Annotated in this window: 16 protein-coding genes; all 16 read right to left on the bottom strand. The window is 58.9% G+C overall.

From position 1 onward, the window contains the following. Positions 1-399 precede the first annotated feature (399 nt). The gene (locus AB5Z20_RS07910) at positions 400-1,428 is read right to left on the bottom strand and encodes an ABC transporter ATP-binding protein (RefSeq protein ID WP_022094888.1); all 1,029 of its coding nucleotides are present in this window, start codon (positions 1,426-1,428) and stop codon (positions 400-402) included. Beyond that, complete coding sequence (locus tag AB5Z20_RS07905) at positions 1,428-2,519, bottom strand: ABC transporter ATP-binding protein (protein WP_055251840.1); 1,092 nt, start codon at positions 2,517-2,519, stop codon at positions 1,428-1,430. Before AB5Z20_RS07905 ends, AB5Z20_RS07910 begins: the two co-directional genes overlap by 1 nt. Before the next feature lie 2 nt (positions 2,520-2,521). After that, positions 2,522-3,457, bottom strand: a complete 936-nt coding sequence (locus tag AB5Z20_RS07900) for an ABC transporter permease (protein ID WP_022094886.1) — start codon at positions 3,455-3,457, stop codon at positions 2,522-2,524. Between the two features lie 14 nt (positions 3,458-3,471). Further along, complete coding sequence (locus tag AB5Z20_RS07895) at positions 3,472-4,509, bottom strand: ABC transporter permease (protein WP_368156876.1); 1,038 nt, start codon at positions 4,507-4,509, stop codon at positions 3,472-3,474. Between the two features lie 156 nt (positions 4,510-4,665). Then, positions 4,666-6,342: a peptide ABC transporter substrate-binding protein gene (locus tag AB5Z20_RS07890; protein ID WP_320677802.1), complete on the bottom strand. Its 1,677-nt coding sequence runs from the start codon at positions 6,340-6,342 to the stop codon at positions 4,666-4,668. Between the two features lie 295 nt (positions 6,343-6,637). After that, entirely contained in the window at positions 6,638-6,892 is a 255-nt protein-coding gene (gene secG / locus AB5Z20_RS07885) for a preprotein translocase subunit SecG (protein WP_368156875.1), read from the bottom strand. Positions 6,893-7,011: 119 nt separating this feature from the next. Continuing rightward, complete coding sequence (locus tag AB5Z20_RS07880) at positions 7,012-7,713, bottom strand: transposase (protein ID WP_368156877.1); 702 nt, start codon at positions 7,711-7,713, stop codon at positions 7,012-7,014. Between the two features lie 282 nt (positions 7,714-7,995). Beyond that, a complete protein-coding gene (gene gpmI, locus AB5Z20_RS07875) occupies positions 7,996-9,549 on the bottom strand; it encodes a 2,3-bisphosphoglycerate-independent phosphoglycerate mutase (RefSeq protein ID WP_368156874.1) in 1,554 nt (517 codons plus the stop codon). Between the two features lie 5 nt (positions 9,550-9,554). Then, complete coding sequence (tpiA, locus tag AB5Z20_RS07870) at positions 9,555-10,322, bottom strand: triose-phosphate isomerase (protein ID WP_368156873.1); 768 nt, start codon at positions 10,320-10,322, stop codon at positions 9,555-9,557. Continuing rightward, positions 10,315-11,505, bottom strand: a complete 1,191-nt coding sequence (locus AB5Z20_RS07865) for a phosphoglycerate kinase (RefSeq protein ID WP_368156872.1) — start codon at positions 11,503-11,505, stop codon at positions 10,315-10,317. Before AB5Z20_RS07865 ends, tpiA begins: the two co-directional genes overlap by 8 nt. 140 nt (positions 11,506-11,645) lie before the next feature. Further along, positions 11,646-12,671, bottom strand: a complete 1,026-nt coding sequence (gap, locus tag AB5Z20_RS07860) for a type I glyceraldehyde-3-phosphate dehydrogenase (RefSeq protein WP_006236151.1) — start codon at positions 12,669-12,671, stop codon at positions 11,646-11,648. A 193-nt stretch (positions 12,672-12,864) separates the two neighbouring features. Next, positions 12,865-13,794 (bottom strand): DNA-binding protein WhiA, encoded by a 930-nt coding sequence (gene whiA, locus AB5Z20_RS07855; protein ID WP_368156871.1) that lies wholly within the window; start codon positions 13,792-13,794, stop codon positions 12,865-12,867. Positions 13,795-13,800: 6 nt separating this feature from the next. Next, positions 13,801-14,721 carry an RNase adapter RapZ gene (rapZ, locus tag AB5Z20_RS07850; RefSeq protein WP_022094878.1) on the bottom strand — a complete coding sequence of 307 codons (921 nt, stop codon included), beginning with the start codon at positions 14,719-14,721 and terminating at the stop codon, positions 13,801-13,803. Positions 14,722-14,819: 98 nt separating this feature from the next. Further along, positions 14,820-15,506, bottom strand: a complete 687-nt coding sequence (locus AB5Z20_RS07845) for an N-acetylmannosamine-6-phosphate 2-epimerase (protein ID WP_006236154.1) — start codon at positions 15,504-15,506, stop codon at positions 14,820-14,822. 140 nt (positions 15,507-15,646) lie between these two features. Further along, positions 15,647-16,612, bottom strand: a complete 966-nt coding sequence (locus AB5Z20_RS07840; RefSeq protein ID WP_138375022.1) for an ROK family protein — start codon at positions 16,610-16,612, stop codon at positions 15,647-15,649. Between the two features lie 168 nt (positions 16,613-16,780). Beyond that, complete coding sequence (locus AB5Z20_RS07835; RefSeq protein WP_138375023.1) at positions 16,781-17,701, bottom strand: dihydrodipicolinate synthase family protein; 921 nt, start codon at positions 17,699-17,701, stop codon at positions 16,781-16,783. Positions 17,702-17,739 lie beyond the last annotated feature (38 nt).

The raw sequence follows: 17,739 nt of genomic DNA, 5'->3' as shown, positions 1-17,739 counted from the left end.
ATTTTGTTGCGCACTTCGTGCTGCAAAATATCGCTCCCCCTGCGGAATGCGCCGGGAGGCAACACCGATTCGGGGCCTGCAAATACATACTTCAGGCACAGTTCTCAAACATGTTCTGGGGGCTGATGTAAATTTGGTGGCTCGGCAAAGCCGAGCCCTTATATAAGGAGGCCGGAGCCAAAGCTCCGGCCTCACTCAATTTCTCATCAGATTAAGTGAGCGATTAAGGAATCGCACTCCACCTGCCGAGTTACCGCAGGGCCCGCCCTGGTGTTACTTTTCAGAACACTCCGCAGGACGCAAGAAACCCCCGCCGCACGAAGTGCGCAGCGGGGGTTACTTGCATGTCCGAGGACGTTCTGAAAAGTAACACCAGAGCGGGCCCGGACAAACAACCGACTACAGGTCGATGTGCGATTCCTTGATCGGGAACGGCTCCGCGAAGTGGCACGCGCAGCAGTGACCCGGTGCGACTTCCTTAAACTCGGGAAGCTTCTCAGAGCAAATACCCTGCGCGATCGGGCAGCGGGTGTGGAAACGGCAACCGGTCGGCGGATCCAACGGTGACGGCGGATCGCCGGCGAGGATGATGCGCTTGCGGGTCTTCTGGATATCAGGATCGGGCACCGGCACGGCAGACAGCAGCGACTGCGTGTACGGATGGTGAGGCTCGCTGTAGAGCGTCTTCCAGTCCGAAACCTCAACCATCTTACCCAGGTACATAACGGCAACGCGATCGGAGATGTGCTGCACGACGGAGAGGTCGTGAGCAATGAAGAGATAAGCAGTACCGAACTTATCCTGAAGCTCCTTCAGCAGGTTCAAAACCTGGGCCTGAATGGAAACGTCAAGTGCAGAGACAGGCTCGTCGCAGATGATCAGCTTGGGCTTCAGAGCGAACGCGCGGGCAATGCCGACACGCTGACGCTGACCGCCGGAGAACTCATGAGGATAGCGGTTAATGTGCTCGGGGTTCAGACCGACGACGTCCAGCAGCTCGCGGACACGCTCAATGCGCTCTTCCTTGGTGCCCACGCCGTGAATGGTCATGGGCTCGGAGACAATCTCGCCGATGGTCATACGGGGATTCAGCGAAGCATAAGGATCCTGGAAGATAAACTGCATCTCGCGACGCATGTCCTTGATCTCATGCTTGCTCATCTCGGCAACATCTTTACCCTGGAAGAACACCTTACCGGCGGTCGGCTTGGTCAGGCGCATGATGGTGCGGCCCGTGGTGGACTTACCGCAACCAGACTCGCCGACCAGGCCAAAGGTCTCGCCCGGATAAATCTCGAACGAAATGTCATTCACAGCAGAGACGACACGCTTAGAGAAGCGCTTGGCGAACATGCCGGACTCAGCGGGAAACTCCTTAGAGAGGTGCTCGACCTTCAGCAGCGGAGTACGCTCGTTGGTATCTGCCATTACGCCTCGCCTCCCTTCTTGGAATCCTTGCGTGTACGGGACGTCTCAGGAGCGTTCTTGAGGAACTCGGGGTCACCGGAGTAGTGGCACGCAGAGTAGTGACCAGACTCGGTGACAACGCGCTCGGGGCGCTGCTTGCGGCACTTGTCCGTCGCATAGGGACAACGAGGAGAGAAGACGCAGCCCTCAGGCAGGTTCATGAGCGAAGGCGGGTTGCCGTGAATCGGCGTAAGCGGCTTCTTCTCTTCGATGGCCTGCTCCGGGATGGAGCGGATAAGGCCCCAGGTGTAGGGGTGGCGGCTCTCGTAGAAGATTTCCTCAGCAGTACCGAACTCAACGGGGCGGCCGGCGTACATAACCATGATCTTATCGGCCATATCGGCGACAACACCCAGGTCATGGGTAATCATGATGATGGCGTTGCCGTTCTTCTCCTGCATCTCCTGCATGAGCTCGATAATCTGAGCCTGGATGGTAACGTCCAGGGCAGTCGTGGGCTCGTCGGCAATCAGAATATCGGGATCGCAGGCAAGGGCCATGGCAATCATGACTCGCTGACGCATACCGCCAGAGAACTGGTGCGGATACTCATTGACGCGCTTCTCGGGCTCGGGGATACCCACGAGGTCCAAAAGCTCGGTGGCACGCTTGAGCGCCTCCTGCTTGGAGTAGCCACGGTGCAGACGAAGACCCTCGCCCACCTGCCTGCCGATCTTATAGACCGGGTTCAAGGAGGTCATAGGATCCTGGAAGATCATCGCGATATCGTTGCCGCGAATGTGCTGCATCTCTTCCTCGGTCATTTCGAGGATGGAGCGGCCGCGATAGCGAACGTCACCGCCCTCGATCTTTCCCGGAGGCATCGAGATGAGGCCCATGATGGTCATGGCGGTCACGGACTTACCGGAGCCGGACTCACCGACGACGCCAAGGGTCTCGCCGCGATCGAGCGTGTAGGACACACCGTCGACAGCGCGAACGACGCCATCCTCGGTATGGAAATACATCTTAAGGTCATCGACCTCGAGCAGATGCTGGCCCTCGGGAACCGGCTGGTCCTTCAGGTCCACATAGTTCTTGTTCTTCTTCATCCTTATGCGTCCTTCATCTTGACGTCGAGGGCGTCGCGCAGACCGTCACCCAGCAGGGTGAAGGCGAGCACCGTCGAGAGAATTGCCAGACCGGGCATGATCATCATCCAGGGAGCGGTCAGAAGATACTGCTGACCGTCCTGAATCATGGAGCCCCACGAAGGCGTAGGCGGAATAACGCCCATGCCGAGGAAGGACAGAGCGGACTCGGTCAGAATGGCGCCACCAATGTTCATGGTTGCGTAGACCACGATAGAGGCGACGGAGTTCGGGAAGATGTGACGCACGACGATACGAGCATCGGATGCACCCATCGCGCGCGCAGCGTCAACATAGTCGTTTTCCTTGACCGTCAAGATTGCAGAGCGGAAGACGCGCGCAATCGAAGGCCAGCCGAGAATACCGATGGCGATAAAGACGTTCTGAAGGCCACGGCCGATAACGGCGATCATGGCGACAACGAACAGCACGTACGGGAACGCCAGGAAAATGTCCGCACAGCGCATGATGATCGTATCCCAGATGCCGCCGTAGAAACCCGCCAGAGCACCCATGACCAGACCGATCAGCGTGGAGATCGCGGTGGCCATAATGCCGACGGACAGCGAAACACGTGCACCGTAGATAACGCGGACGAGAATGTCACGACCTAGGGCGTCGGTGCCAAACGGGTGCTCGGCACACGGAGCCAGCAGCGACGTCTGAGCCATGGTGGTCGAGTCGGAAGCCGTCGGCGAACCGAGCCAGGGCTTAGCCCACAGATCTGCGGTCAGGGCAACCACAACGACGATGATGATCCAGCAAACACCGATAACGGCGAGCTTGTTCTTACGAAGACGCTTAAAAGCGTCGCCCCACAGCGTGCGGGACTTGGCGGGAGCAGATGCGGCCTTGGTGGCGGTAGCCTGCTCCTGAGACTGAGAATCAGTTTCCTGCATGAGACGTACCTCCCTTAGGCCTTATCCGACGGACCGCCAAGGCGGATGCGCGGGTCGAGGAATGCATAGCTAATGTCGACGAGCAGGTTGATCACCATAACGACGACGACGATGAGCGTAACGCCGCCCATAACGATGGGCCAGTCACGCATGCTAATGGCGCGATAGACCTCATAGCCGATACCGGGCCAGTTAAAGACCGTCTCGGTCAGGATGGCGCCCGAAAGCATGCCACCAAAGTCGACACCAATATAGGTAACGACGGGGATGAGTGCATTCTTAAGCGCATGCTTGACGATGATCGCGCGATTGGAGAGACCCTTCGCCTTTGCCGTACGGATGTAATCCTGGTTCATGACGTCAAGCAGCTGCGAGCGCATAATGCGGGCGGCATAAGCGGTCGAAACCGAAGCCAGCGTAATGGTCGGAAGCACATAGTGCATCCAATCCTGATACTGAGAGCTGGAACCGCCGGCACCCGAAATCGGCATGGAGAATGCACCGCCCGTGGCGTCCTTGAGAATGACGCCAAAGAACAGCTGCAGCAACATACCGAGCCAGAAAGCCGGGACGGCAACGAGAATCGACGTGGTGAGCGTTACCAAAATATCCCAGAAGGAATAACGCTTAACCGCCGAAATGATACCCGCACCGATACCCATGATTGCCTCGAGCACGATGGCGCACGCGGCAAGTTTGACCGTATACGGATACTTCTGGGCAAAGATTTCCGTAACCGGCAGCTTGCGCTGATACGAATTGCCCAGATCGCCATGAAGCAGGCCGTTCATGTAATACAAGTAACGGTCCACGAGCGACGTTTGAACGGGGTCGCCGTTCTCGTCAAGGATCGCGTTGCCGTCCTCGTCCGACTTGACCAGGTGATAGCGGACGCGAAGCTGAAGCTCCACCTCGGGGGACAGAGCCTTGTCTCCACCGATCAGCTTGATCGGATCTCCCGGCACGATATTCTGGAGGGCGAACAGAATCAGCGTAACGCCCAAAAACACCGGGATGAACTGAAGCACACGTTTAACGATGTACTTACCCATACCACTCCCCTATCTAGGGATTAACCTAAATGGGATGCCGATCGCCAGACCGGCATCCCAAAATTACCATCAGCCAGTTTACCCCAGGTTAGGGAGAACTGTATGTTTCCCATGAGGTCTACGTAAATACTTGACCCTCACGGAAGCTGCAAACTCTTAGGCGAGCTCAGCGGTACCCAGCTCGGCATGCTTCTGCGGATCGACATAGAGGTGCTTGATGCGATCGGAGCCGACGATGGTGTGCGTGTAGAACATAATCGGGATGACCGGGCAGTCGGCAGCGACCATTGCGTCGGCCTCCTGCATCTTAGCGACGCGCTCCTCGTCGTCAACAATAGTACGAGCCTCGTCGACCTTGGCGTCGAACTCGGGGTTGTTGTAACCGGAGCGGTTATCGCCACCGAGGGAGTCGGAGTGGAACAGCGGATACAGGAAGTTGTCCATGATCGGGTAGTCGGCAATCCAACCCAGACGACCGAACTGATAGTTAAAGTTCTGATACTGCTCGAGCAGGGCAGACCACTCAGGGGTATCGGAGACAGCGGTAACGCCAACCTTGGCGAGGTCGCCGATGATGGACTCCATGATCTCCTTGTGACCGCCGTCCTGGTTGTAGGAAAGGGTCACGCTAATGCCACGATCCCCGTTAGCGCCAGCGGGAGCAACCTTGTCGAGGTACTCGTTAGCCTTGTCGACATCGTAGGCGCAGAACTCCCATGCGCCCTCCTTGTAGCCATCGATGCCCGGAGGAACAATGCCGTCGGCAGGGGTACGGGTACCCTTATAGATGGTCTTGCAGATGGCCTCACGGTTGATGGCCAGGGAGATGCCCCTGCGCAGGTCGGCGTTGTTGAACGGCTCGGCCGTGGTGTTGCAGGTCAGATAGTACGTGGAAGGCTCGGCGCCGAGCAGCATGCGCTCGCCGTCACCCATGGTGTAGCCGTCCTTGGACACGCCGCGATCCTTCTTGGCGGCATCGATCTGAGCGACGGGAACGTCGCAGACATCGAGGTTACCGGCCTGGAACTCCTTGTAAGCAGTCTCCATGTCCTTGATGACCTGGAAGTGGATGCCATCGATCTTGGCCTTGTCGCCATAGTAATCGTCGAACTTCTTGAGGTTGATCTCCTGGCCATCCTCCCACTTGCCGTCCATCATGAACGGGCCGTTACCGACCGGTGCAAGATAGAAGCTCTTGGCATCGGACTCGGCGCACTCGGGAACCGGGGCCAGAGCCGGGTGAGAGGCGACGAAGGGGAAGTCGGCGTAAGCGGAAGACAGCTTGACGACGAGGGTCTCATCGTCGGGGCAGGTAACACCGCTGAGCTCGGTAGCGTTACCGGCAAGCAGATCGTCATAGCCCTCGACCATGGAAAGGTGATAGGAGACCTCGGAAGGGCCATACTCGGTAGCGATGGCCGACTTGGTGTTGACCAGACGCTCCCAACCGAGCTTGAAGGACTTGGAGGTAACGTCGTCACCGTTGTGGAACTTGGCCTTCTTGATCTTGAAGGTAAACTCGGTGGCGTCGTCGTTGGCCTCAAAGGACTCGCAAGCCAGCGGAACGATCTCGCCCTTCTCGGCGTCATAAGAGGTCAGAGCGTCAAAGAGCTGGTACTCGACCTGAGTGCCCTGGTCCTCCTGGACATTGTAGGGGTCGATGCAGACCGGGTTGTTGATGTAGAAGTTCAGCGTCGAACCGGACTCAGAACCGGAAGCGTCGCCACCCTTCTTGCCGCATGCGGCAAGAAAAGCCATGGAGCTCGCAGCAAGGGTGCCGCCAACAAAGGCGCGACGACCCATAACGGGCTGGTGGAACATAGAATCAGCCATGCCATCCTCCTTATGAGATAGGACAAAGAAATGTTCAGTCGGACACATGTCGAAACAATCCGATCCGAACCATAAAAACGTCGCCCGTCGCTATGGCTGGTTATGCACAACGGACCAACGTTTCGCAATACAGTAGCGCATTTTATGCACGATTTGGGGCTAATTCCGGTCAACGGTCAAGAATTTCTTTAGTTGGGCGAAGTATGTGGGGATATTTTGACTCTGTTACAAATTTGTAAACAAAAAGGGTCCCGCACTTGCGGAACCCTTTTCAATTATTTTATGCGGCTCGTGCTTAGAAGCCGACGATGCCCTGCGGGAAGAAGAACATGCACAGGACGACGCACACGGCAAAAACGACGGCCATAATTACCGTCAGGCGATCGAGGTTCTGCTCCATGACGCCCGTGGCAGAGCTGGAGTTATACAGCGAGCTAGCGATCATATCCGAAACGCCGGTGCCCTTACCGGAATGCATCAGGACGAGAATCGTCAGCGCCACGGCAGAGACAGCCCAAACGACAAACAGAAAAATCTGGAACGGACCCATAGATAAGCTCCTTAATAGAACAATTCAAACTCCAGTACTGTACCACAACCTCCGCTCTCCCCTACCCGCCACTCGGGGACGGGGTAGAAATGGCAGAAATAGCTCTTGATTTTCATCTATTAAAGTGATTTGAGGGCATTTCGAACGACATAGCGTCCAAGCCCCGTAAGACGGCCAATCTGTCGTTCACTAAAGCCAGCCTCATACAGCCTGCGAACAGCTTCGGCACGTTCAAATGGACCGGGAAGCCCCATAACATCATGGGGATCCATGCCGTCTAGGACTCCCCTAGCCTTGCGCTCCTGCTCAAATACCGTCATCGAACGGCCAGAATTCAATACATAGGTATCCTTGCGGCCCGATTTGCTAAAGGATTCAAAATTTCCCCGTCCGCCGATTAGACTAAATAGGATGCTCCGATCCAGGTGGCCGCCTTCACCAAGGTAGGCTTGATAGCTGCTCCATTGGTAGGCCTCCGGGCGGCAACCAAGCTCAATCGGATTATCGTGAATGTAGCGAATTGCCTGCATAAAATAGTCATTAGACTCAATAGGCTTACTTTTATAGCGATCCTGAAATACGGGGCCGCAGCGTCCGGTCACCCTGTTGAAAAACTGACCATAGAGGGTTCCTATGTAATGGACGACCTCCCACATATGGTCCTCGCGATCAGAAAGCAGCATATGCACATGGTTGTCCATGAGGCACCAGGCGCATAACGAAGCCTTGTACTGCGTGCATGCTTCACCCGCTACGGACATGAAAAACCTGCGTTGATAATCCTCTTCGAATAGGTACTGCTTGCCACAGCCTCTCATCATCACATGGTAATAGCCGTAGGGGGACTTTACTCTGGCCTGCCTTGTCATTGCTGGACCTCACAATCCGCATGCATGTTTGCGTCAAACTCTACCCAGATAGGCATTAATACAAGGTTGGCAACGAAAGAAAACTAGTCAGCGGCAAACCATCACAGGCAAACGGGAAGTCAAGCTTTAGAGGAAAAATATTTCTACCATTTCTACCCCGTCCCCAAATGGCAGAAAAAGGGGGTTGTCCGATTGTGGACAACCCCCTTACTAGAAAACGTTATTTGTTTTCTCTTAGGCCTCGGTGGCGAGCACGCGACCCGTCATCTCGGCGGAAGGCTCAATACCAGCCATAGTGAGCATGGTCGGAGCGATATCGGAAAGACGACCGTCCTCGATACCGGTGAGCTGTGCCTTCTCATCAACGATGATGAACGGTACACGGTTGGTGGTGTGAGCCGTAAACGGATGCTTGGAACCGTCAGAAGCAACGTCAAACATGTGATCGGCGTTGCCGTGGTCGGCGGTAATCAGCGCAAAGCCGCCCTTGGCGAGAATCGCCGGGACAACCTTGGACAGGGCATCGTCAACAGCCTCGACGGCCTTAACGGCGGCGTCGAAGACACCGGTGTGACCAACCATGTCGCAGTTTGCGAAGTTCACGATGTAGAAATCAGCGCGATCCTCGTTGATGGCAGCGACGAGCTTCTCGGTAACCTCGGGAGCGCTCATCTCAGGCTGCAGATCGTAGGTAGCGACCTTGGGGGAAGCGACGAGCACGCGCTCCTCGCCCTCCTTGGGCTCCTCGATGCCGCCGTTGAGGAAGAACGTCACGTGGGCGTACTTCTCGGTCTCGGCGGTGTGCAGCTGCTTCAGGCCATTGGCGGCGATAACGTCGGCCAGGACGTTCTCGGGGAACGTCTTGGGGAAGGCGACCTCGACATCAAACGTCGGATCGTACTCGGTCATCGTCACAAAGTGCGAAAGCTTGATCTGCTTGCGCTCAAAGCCGTCGAACTCCTTGTCCGTGAACACGCGGGTCATCTGACGGGCGCGGTCGGGACGGAAGTTGAAGAAGATGGCCGCGTCGCCCTCGTGGATGCCCTCGTTGTGGGCAGCGAAGGGCTCGACGAACTCGTCGCCGCGCGGGTCCTTCTCGTAGTAGGCCTTGATGCCGGCAACGGGGTCGACATCGGCATCGGACGCATTGACCATGACGTCGTAGGCACGCTGGATGCGCTCCCAACGGTTGTCGCGGTCCATGGCCCAATAGCGGCCAGAAACGGTGGCGACGCGAGCGTCGCAACCGGTCTCCTCGGAAATCTTAGCCAGGAAGGCGCAGAACTCGCTCATGTAGCCGGCACCGGACTGCGGGTCAACATCGCGGCCATCCATGAAGGCGTGGACGCGAACGGTCTTGACGCCATGCTGGGCAGCCATCTTGACCAGGGCCTCGACGTGGTTCATGTGGGAGTGAACGCCGCCAGGGCTCATAAGGCCCATGAGGTGAAGGGTCTTTCCCTCAGCCTTGACATCGTCCATAGCCTTGACGAAAACCTCGTTCTTGGCGATGGAGCCGTCCTTGATGGCATTGTTGATGCGCGAAAGCTCCTGGAACACGATGCGGCCTGCACCGATGTTGAGGTGGCCTACCTCGGAGTTGCCCATCTGGCCGTCGGGAAGGCCAACGTCCTCGCCCGAAGCACCGAGCGTGGTGTGGGGGTACTTCTCGTACAGGCCATCGAGGAAGGGCGTCTTGGCAGCGGCGACGGCGTTCTCGCCATCGGCCGGAGCAAGGCCGCAGCCGTCCATGATGATCAGGAGTGCAGGAAGATGACGCTGTGCCATATGTCCTACTCGCCTGCCTTGACGACCATAGAGGCGAAGTCGGCAGCCTTGAGCGAAGCGCCGCCCACGAGGGCGCCGTCAACGTCGGGCTTGGCGACGAGCTCGGCAATGTTGCCGCGCTTAGCGGAACCACCGTACAGGACACGGATGCCGTTGGCGAGCTCCTCGCCAAACATCTCCTTGAGGGTCTCACGGATAGCGCCGCAGACCTCCTGAGCGTCCTCGGCGGTAGCGGTCTTGCCGGTGCCGATGGCCCAGATGGGCTCGTAGGCGACGACGACCTGCTTGGGGCAGGTGATCTCAAGACCAGCAAGGCCAGCCTTGACCTGGTTCACGACGTGCTCGACATAGGTGCCGGCCTCGCGGACCTCAAGGGACTCGCCGCAGCAGAAGACGGGAACAAGACCGGCGGCAACGAGGGCCTTGGCCTTCTTGTTCTGGTCCTCGTCGGTCTCGTGGAAGTAGTCGCGACGCTCGGAGTGACCGATGATGCAGTAGGTGCAGCCAGCGGACTTGAGCATGTCGCAAGAGGACTCACCGGTGAAGGCACCCTTGGCCTCCCAGTACACGTTCTGTGCACCGAGGGCGATGGGGGCAGCCTGAATGCGGTCATGGACCGTAGTGATGTCGATGGTCGGAGGGCAGACGAGCACCTCGACGCCAGCCGGAACCTCGGGCAGAGCCTGGGCCAGCTCGTCGGCGAGCTTGGCAGCCTCGGCGACGTCGTTGTTCATCTTCCAGTTACCAGCGATAAGAAGGGTGCGGTTAGGCATCGAGAAGCGCCTCCACTCCGGGCAGGGCCTTACCCTCGACGAGCTCCATGGAAGCGCCACCGCCGGTGGAGATCCAGCTCATCTTGTCGGCCAGGTTGAACTTGTTGACAGCCGCGACAGAGTCGCCACCGCCGATGATCGAGGTGCAGTCGGCCTCGGCGACAGCCTCGGCGATAGCCTGGGTGCCGTGAGCGAAGTTGTCGAACTCGAAGACGCCCATGGGGCCGTTCCAGAACACGGTCTTGGCGCCCTTGACGGCCTCGGCGTAAAGCTCCTCGGTCTTGGGGCCGATGTCCATACCCTCGCGGTCGTCGGGGATAGCATCGGAAGCGACAACCTCGGGGACAGCGTCCTCGCCAAAGTGATCGGCAACGCGGTTGTCGATGGGGAGCAGGATCTTGACGCCCTTCTCCTCGGCCCTCTTGAGCATCTCACCGGCGCGCTCGACCCAGTCCTCTTCCTTGAGGGACTGACCGACGGACAGGCCCTGAGCCAGGAAGAAAGTGTAGGCCATGCCGCCACCGATGATCAGGGTATCAGCGGAGTCGATGAGGTGATCGAGAACGCCGATCTTGGAGGAAACCTTGGAACCGCCGACGATGGCGACGAAGGGGCGCTCGGGCTCGGCGAAGATGCCGGTCAGCGTGTCGACCTCCTTCTCGAGCAGGAAGCCGGCGACGGCAGGCAGGTAAGCGGCGGGGCCCACGACGGAACCCTGGGCGCGGTGAGCGGTGCCGAAGGCATCGAGAACGAAGACGTCACCATAGGAAGCGAGCTTCTTGGCGATCTCGGGATCGTTCTTCTTCTCACGCTTGTCAAAACGGACGTTCTCGAGAACGAGGACCTTGCCCGGCTCGACGGCGGCGACAGCCTCGGCGGCCTTCTCGCCATACGTGTCGGCAACAAAAGCAACGTCAAGGCCAGAGAGCTCAGCGAGCTTCTTGGCGACAGGCTCGAGGGAAAGCTCGGGCTGGAAGCCAGTGCCCTCAGGACGGCCGAGGTGGCTCATGAGGATGACGCGAGCGTTGTGCTCAACGAGGTAGTTGATGGTGGGCAGGGCAGCCTTAATACGGGTGGTGTCGCCAACGACGCCATCCTTGATAGGCACGTTGAAGTCAACGCGGACGAGAACGCGCTTGCCGTCGACATCGATGTCGCGGACGGTCTTCTTGGTAAAGGCCATGTTTGCTTCTACCTTTCGTACGTGTCTGCCTTCCATTACGGCAGACGATTTCTTATAAAAAGGACGCGACCCTAGGGTGTAAGCCCTATAAGGCCGCGCCCTTCTTTAGACGCTCAACGAGCTATTCGCTAAAAGCTAAATTAAGCAACGAACTTCTCGAAGTACTTGATGGTGCGGACCATCTGAGAGGTGTAGGAGTTCTCGTTGTCGTACCAAGAGGTGACCTGAACGAGGGTCTGGCCGTTGCCGAGGTCAGAGCACATGGTCTGCGTGGCGTCGAAGATGGAGCCGTGGGTCTCGCCGACGATGTCGCGGGAGACGATCTGGTCCTCGTTGTAGGCGAAGGTATCGGGGATGGTCTCGGCGTAGGCCTTCATGGCAGCGTTGACCTCGTCGACGGTGACCTTCTTGTCAACGACGGCGTAGAGGTTGGTCAGCGAGCCGGTCGGCGTCGGGACGCGCTGGGCGGCACCGATGAGCTTGCCGTTGAGCTCGGGGAGAACCAGGCCGATGGCCTTGGCAGCGCCCGTGGTGTTCGGGACGATGTTCTCGGAGCAGGCGCGGGAGCGACGGAAGTTGCCCTTGCGCTGCGGGCCGTCGAGCGGCATCTGGTCGCCGGTGAAGGCGTGGATGGTGGTCATGATGCCGGACACGATGGGAGCGAAGTCGTTGAGACCCTTGGCCATCGGGGCAAGGCAGTTGGTGGTGCAGGAAGCAGCGGAGATGATGTTGTCCTCAGCGGTCAGCGTCTCATGGTTGACGTTGTACACGATGGTGGGCAGATCGCTGCCGGCCGGAGCGGAGATGACGACCTTCTTGGCGCCAGCGTTGATGTGGGCCTGAGCCTTAGCCTTGCTGGTGTAGAAGCCGGTGCACTCGAGAACGACGTCGACGTCGAGGTCGCCCCAAGGCAGGTTGTTGGCGTCGGCCTCCTTGTAGATCTTGATCTCCTTGCCGTCAACGGTGATGGAATCCTCGCCAGCAACGACCTCGTGATCGCGAGCGTAGTTGCCCTGCGTGGAGTCGTACTTCAGCAGGTAAGCGAGCATATCGGGAGAGGTGAGGTCGTTGATAGCGACGATCTCGGAGCCCTCATGACCGAACATCTGACGGAAAGCCAGACGACCGATGCGACCGAAGCCGTTAATAGCAACCTTTACTGCCATTGTGTCTCCTTTCGTAAGGCCCCCGCGAGCTACAGCGCCCGCCGTTGAGGCCCACAAACTAACCACTCGCCTAATATACCTTTTTTTTGACTTGAATTTCACGAGAATGCTCGAAATTGAAAATCAAATTTACGTTAAAACGTTTTAAAGAATAAAATAGCAGCTAAATCCGTATATAAGTCGATACTTCAAACTACTTGTTTGCTTCAATGAGCTTTTCAAGCCTCAAAACGCGATGGTACAGGGCAGACTTCGACAAGGGAGGGTCAGCCATCTCGCCCAGATCGCGCAGCGACAGATCGGGATAGCGCTCGCGCAGGTCGCAAAAGACTGCCAAGGCGTCCGGAAGCGCGTCGCGCAAACCCCGCTGTTCGAGCTCATCGATCAACGCAAGCTGATGCTGCGCGGCACCCGCACTTCTGGTCTGATTGGCCAGCTCGGCATTCACGCGACGGTTTACGTCGTTCTTAACCAATTTGACCGCGCGCGCTTCCTCGATCTCGGCAACGCTGCGCTTGGCGCCAATCAGCTTTAGGAGCTGCTCGATCTCCTCGGCGCTCTTAATGTAGACAGCAAAGGATCCGCGCCGCGCGTTAACGCGCGCATGGACCCCAATCTGCTCCAATAGATCGCAAAGTCCCCGGGCATACTGCTCGCCCTGCACCGCGATCTCCAAATGAAAGTCGCCGCGGGGATCGGCCACGAAACCGCCGGCGATGAGCGCGCCGCGGATGTAGGCAAGCCTGCAGCAGGGACGGGCAACGATGTGCCGGGGAACACTGGCGACGAGCCCTCCCCTGCGGTCGAGAATGCCCAGCAGCACCAGAGCCTTGTCCAGGTCGGGTTGATCGGGCAGGGTAATGAGATAGTTACGGACCTTATGCAAGACCGATTTACGAACGGTGAATTCCGTTTTGAGCTTAAGGATGCGATGCGTCAGCGTGATCATCGTGCGCGCGACGGCACCCGTCTCGGTCGCGACCGTCAAACGATACCGCCCGGAGCCGGCCAGCGAAAGTGTACCGCTCACACGCGTCAGGGCGGCAAGCGTCGACAAATCGCAGTATTCACATTCGGGTTCGCAGCGCGCGAGCTCGTCACGCACCTCGGCGGTAAACGACATGCAGGCCTATGCTTTCGTGTTGGCGCGCGACAGGTCGCGATGGGAAATGCTCACATGATATTGGGCACCTTCTAAATAACGTGCCGTGGCCTCGGCGATGGCAACGCTGCGGTGTTGACCGCCCGTGCAGCCGATGGCAATAGAAAGCTGTGGCTTGCCCTCCGCGATATAGCCGGGCATGACCGTATCGAGCAGCTGCGTCCAGGCCTTCCAGAACTCCTGGGTCTTGGGATGGTCCAGAACAAAGTCGGAGACTTTCTTATCGAGACCGGTCATGGTGCGCATCTCGGGATCGTAGAACGGATTGGGCAGGAAGCGGACGTCGATCATAATGTCCGCCTCGACGGGCATGCCGTGCTTAAAGCCAAACGAGAACACGTGAACGTCCATGAGCTGCTGGTCGGACAGCTCGGAGAACGCCATGCGCAATTTATTGCGCAGAGCAGAAGTGCGCAAGCGGCTCGTATCGATAATCATGTCAGCTCGGTCGCGAACGCCCTGCAGCTGCAGGCGCTCGCGCTGAATCGCATCGGCCGTAGTCTCCCCCGGCTTGGCAATGGGATGGCGGCGGCGGTTTTCGCTATAACGACGGATCAGCACCTCGTCAGAGGCCTCGAGAAACACGATGTCACAGCTCATCTCGCGCTCCTCGAGCGCGGCAACGGCATCGAGCAGCTCATCGAACAAGCCCTGGCTGCGCAGGTCGCAGGTGACGGCAAGATGCCTGCCCACGCCCGTATTGATGCCGACGAGTTCGGCAAGCTGGGCGATCAGACGCGGAGGCAAGTTGTCGATGCAAAAATAGCCCATGTCCTCGAACACATGCATGGCCTGCGTTCGGCCCGATCCGGACATTCCGGTGATGATGACGATATCGGGGATGCGCTCCGAGCGCTCCGCCGCATCCATGGCATCTCCCTTTTGCATGTGTGCCTCCTAAAACAAGCGCGGGACCCGGCCAGCGGATCCCGCGCGATCAATTGCCTTTATTGAGTATACCGCCCCAAGCGGATACGAGGCCTGTCTTACGCCTCAAGCGCAGCCTTGAACCAACTTGTAATACTCGTGGGGTGCGTGATGGCGGTGCCGACGACAACGGCCCAGGCGCCCGCATCAATCGCGGCGCGGGCCTCCTCGGGCGTGTGCACGCGGCCCTCGCAGATGATGGGAAGACCGGGGAATTCCTCGGTCGCCTGACGCAGAAGCGGCAGATCGGGGCCATCGGCCATGGTGCAGTCGATAGCGGCAACACCATGAGAAAGCGTGGTGGACACCAGGTCGAAGCCCATGTCGACAGCACGACGAATATCCTCGATGGTGGCACAGTCGGCCATCAGGAGCACGCCCTCCTCGTGCAGCGGGCGGAAGGTATCCTCGACCGACTTGCCATCGGGACGTGGGCGATCGGTGGCGTCAATCGCCACGATATCGGCACCCGCAGCAACGCAGGCGCGAGCGTGGCGCAGCGTCGGCGTGATGTAAACGCCCTCGTGCCCATCCTTCCACAGGCCGATAACAGGAACCTCACAGCGACCCTTAATGGCGGCAATGTCGGCAAGGCCCTGGCAGCGAATGGCGGCGGCACCGCCGAGCTCGCAAGCGCGAGACATTTGAGCCATGGTCTCGGGCGTACGAAGCGGCTCGCCCATATACGCCTGAACGCTCACGACGAGCTTGCCCTTCAGGGATTGAATCAAAGGATCGACGGTCATGTTCGACTCAACCTTTCTAAAAACAGCCTTCTGAGACACCGCACCTTGACGTTCAAACCGTCGCTCACGTACCGAAGTACGCTTCGCTCCTCTTTCACGTCAATCTGCGGCACCTCAGAAGGCGCACTTGGTAGTTATGTTTACTTCAACGATGCAAGAAGGTGTTCGGCGGCACCGATGAGTGGAGCATCACCCTCCAGAGAACCGATAAGGATCGGCGTGTCCTGAAGCGGATCGAGCGCCTGGCTGGCATAGCCCTCGTGCACCGAATCCTTCCACGTCTGCGAACGCCAATCGGGACCTTGGTGAATCACGCCGCCCGAAAGCACGATGACCTCAGGGTCCAGAATGTTAGCGAGCGAGCCCAAGCTGGCACCCAGCGCAAAGCCGGCGTCATGGATGACCTCGGTCGCCTTTGCGTCGCCCGCACGGCACAGGTCGTTCACGTCGCGACCGACCGAAGGACGGCTGGGGTCGACGCGACCGAAGCGCTCATCGTACATACGACCAATGGAAGTGCCCGAAGCAACCGACTCAAGATGACCAGAACGTCCGCAGGCGCAGGGAATGCCAGCGGCAGCCGAGCACTCGATGTGGCCCATATGACCGGCAGCACCATGGAAGCCCTGCATCACGCGGCCGTTCTCGACATATGCGCCGCCGATGCCCGTACCGATGCCCAGACACAAGACGGAGAACTTGCCCTTGCCGACGCCCCAGTGGGCCTCGCCCAGAGCATGAGCCTGCACGTCGCCCACCACGGCAACGGGAAGACCAAGGTCTTCGCGCAGACGCGGCCCCAACTGAACGCCGGACCAGCCGGGCATGATCTCGTTGGCATACGCGATGGCGCCCGTCTTGGGATCGACGACGCCTGCGGCACCGATACCGACACCGAGGACCTCGACATCGGGATTCGCCTCAAGAGCGGCCTTGATGGACGCCTCGATACGTTGGAAGACGGCCTCGCCGCCCTCCTGGGCCTCGGTAGGAACCTCGGCCTCAAATACGGGATGGGGCGCACTGCCGTCAGCCGGGTACTCCATGATGGCGGTCGCGATCTTAGTTCCGCCGATATCGACAGAGCAGACGTACTTGTTCTCCATGTCGTTCTCCTTCGGAGACAAAACAACTACAGGAAATGCGGTCGGATTTAACCCCGCCGCACGGTAAAGGTTTCCGAGGTGCCCGAGATCGCCGTGAAGCCTCGCGGCCATTGACCTAATGGTCATGGCCACGAGGCTGAACGGCGAGGTCGGGTGCCTGGGGAAGCTTTACAGGAGACCGTTGTCCTGAAGGACCTTCTTAATCGCCTCGACGTTCTCGCCGGTCATGGCCTTCACCGGGCGCGGCATGGTCGGGCTGTCGAAGATGCCCATGAGGTTCATAGCGGTCTTGAAGGCGCCGACGCCACCGGCATAGCCCTGGACGCCCGAGGTGACATCCCAGATGTGCGAAATCTCATTGAGGCGATCCTGCTCGGCCTTGACGGTAGCCCAGTCACCGGCCTGAGCGGCCTTCCACTGGCGCACGTAGCCCTCGGGCTCAACGTTGGCGAGACCCGGGACGGAACCGTCGGCGCCACCGAGGTAGGCGCCATCGACAACAACCTCGTGACCGGTGAGGATGCTCATCGGATGGCCGTTCTTCTCATTCTCCTGAACGAGGTAGCGGAACGAGATGTCATCGCCCGAGGAATCCTTGACGCCGGCCAGGACGCCCTCGGCGCCGAGCTTGGCAAGGAGCTTCCAGGGAAGCTTGGTGTGGACGCACACGGGGATGTCGTAAGCGAAGATGGGCAGGTCGAGTTCCTCGTGCAGGATGCGGAAGTGCTCCTCGACCTCGGTCATGCCCTGCAGGGCATAGAACGGGCAGGTGGCGACGAGGGCATCGGCGCCCAGCTCCTGGGCGACCTTGCCGTGCTCGATCATGCGCTCGGTCTCGGTGTCGATGATGCCGACCAGAACGGGAACGCGGTGATCGACGATGCGCACAGCCTCGGCGACAATCTGGCGACGACGCTCGTCGGTGGAGAAGACGACCTCGCCCGAGGAGCCCAGGAAGAACAGGCCATCGACGCCGGCATCGATCATGCGGTTGATGCTGCGCTCAAAGGAGGCAACGTCGAGCTGGTGGTCTTCGGTATCGGGAACAACGACGGGAGGGATAACGCCGGTGAATTTCTGAGTTGCCACAAGAATCTCCTTAGTTGTCTGGCGGGCGACCCTATGCC

The sequence above is a fragment of the Collinsella aerofaciens genome (genome assembly GCF_040910245.1).
Lineage (GTDB): Bacteria > Actinomycetota > Coriobacteriia > Coriobacteriales > Coriobacteriaceae > Collinsella.
Note: the sequence above shows the minus strand (reverse complement) of the source record. Positions and strands in the feature narration are given on the sequence as shown.

What these genes read in the sequence shown, in the direction of transcription:
- AB5Z20_RS07905 (WP_055251840.1), bottom strand. Translation starts at nt 2,519, where the DNA reads ATGAAGAAGAACAAGAACTATGTGGACCTGAAGGACCAGCCGGTTCCC.
- rapZ (WP_022094878.1), bottom strand. Translation starts at nt 14,721, where the DNA reads ATGCAAAAGGGAGATGCCATGGATGCGGCGGAGCGCTCGGAGCGCATC.
- AB5Z20_RS07840 (WP_138375022.1), bottom strand. Translation starts at nt 16,612, where the DNA reads ATGGAGAACAAGTACGTCTGCTCTGTCGATATCGGCGGAACTAAGATC.
- gpmI (WP_368156874.1), bottom strand. Translation starts at nt 9,549, where the DNA reads ATGGCACAGCGTCATCTTCCTGCACTCCTGATCATCATGGACGGCTGC.
- AB5Z20_RS07910 (WP_022094888.1), bottom strand. Translation starts at nt 1,428, where the DNA reads ATGGCAGATACCAACGAGCGTACTCCGCTGCTGAAGGTCGAGCACCTC.
- gap (WP_006236151.1), bottom strand. Translation starts at nt 12,671, where the DNA reads ATGGCAGTAAAGGTTGCTATTAACGGCTTCGGTCGCATCGGTCGTCTG.
- AB5Z20_RS07845 (WP_006236154.1), bottom strand. Translation starts at nt 15,506, where the DNA reads ATGACCGTCGATCCTTTGATTCAATCCCTGAAGGGCAAGCTCGTCGTG.
- tpiA (WP_368156873.1), bottom strand. Translation starts at nt 10,322, where the DNA reads ATGCCTAACCGCACCCTTCTTATCGCTGGTAACTGGAAGATGAACAAC.
- AB5Z20_RS07865 (WP_368156872.1), bottom strand. Translation starts at nt 11,505, where the DNA reads ATGGCCTTTACCAAGAAGACCGTCCGCGACATCGATGTCGACGGCAAG.
- AB5Z20_RS07890 (WP_320677802.1), bottom strand. Translation starts at nt 6,342, where the DNA reads ATGGCTGATTCTATGTTCCACCAGCCCGTTATGGGTCGTCGCGCCTTT.
- AB5Z20_RS07900 (WP_022094886.1), bottom strand. Translation starts at nt 3,457, where the DNA reads ATGCAGGAAACTGATTCTCAGTCTCAGGAGCAGGCTACCGCCACCAAG.
- AB5Z20_RS07880 (WP_368156877.1), bottom strand. Translation starts at nt 7,713, where the DNA reads ATGATGAGAGGCTGTGGCAAGCAGTACCTATTCGAAGAGGATTATCAA.
- secG (WP_368156875.1), bottom strand. Translation starts at nt 6,892, where the DNA reads ATGGGTCCGTTCCAGATTTTTCTGTTTGTCGTTTGGGCTGTCTCTGCC.
- AB5Z20_RS07895 (WP_368156876.1), bottom strand. Translation starts at nt 4,509, where the DNA reads ATGGGTAAGTACATCGTTAAACGTGTGCTTCAGTTCATCCCGGTGTTT.
- whiA (WP_368156871.1), bottom strand. Translation starts at nt 13,794, where the DNA reads ATGTCGTTTACCGCCGAGGTGCGTGACGAGCTCGCGCGCTGCGAACCC.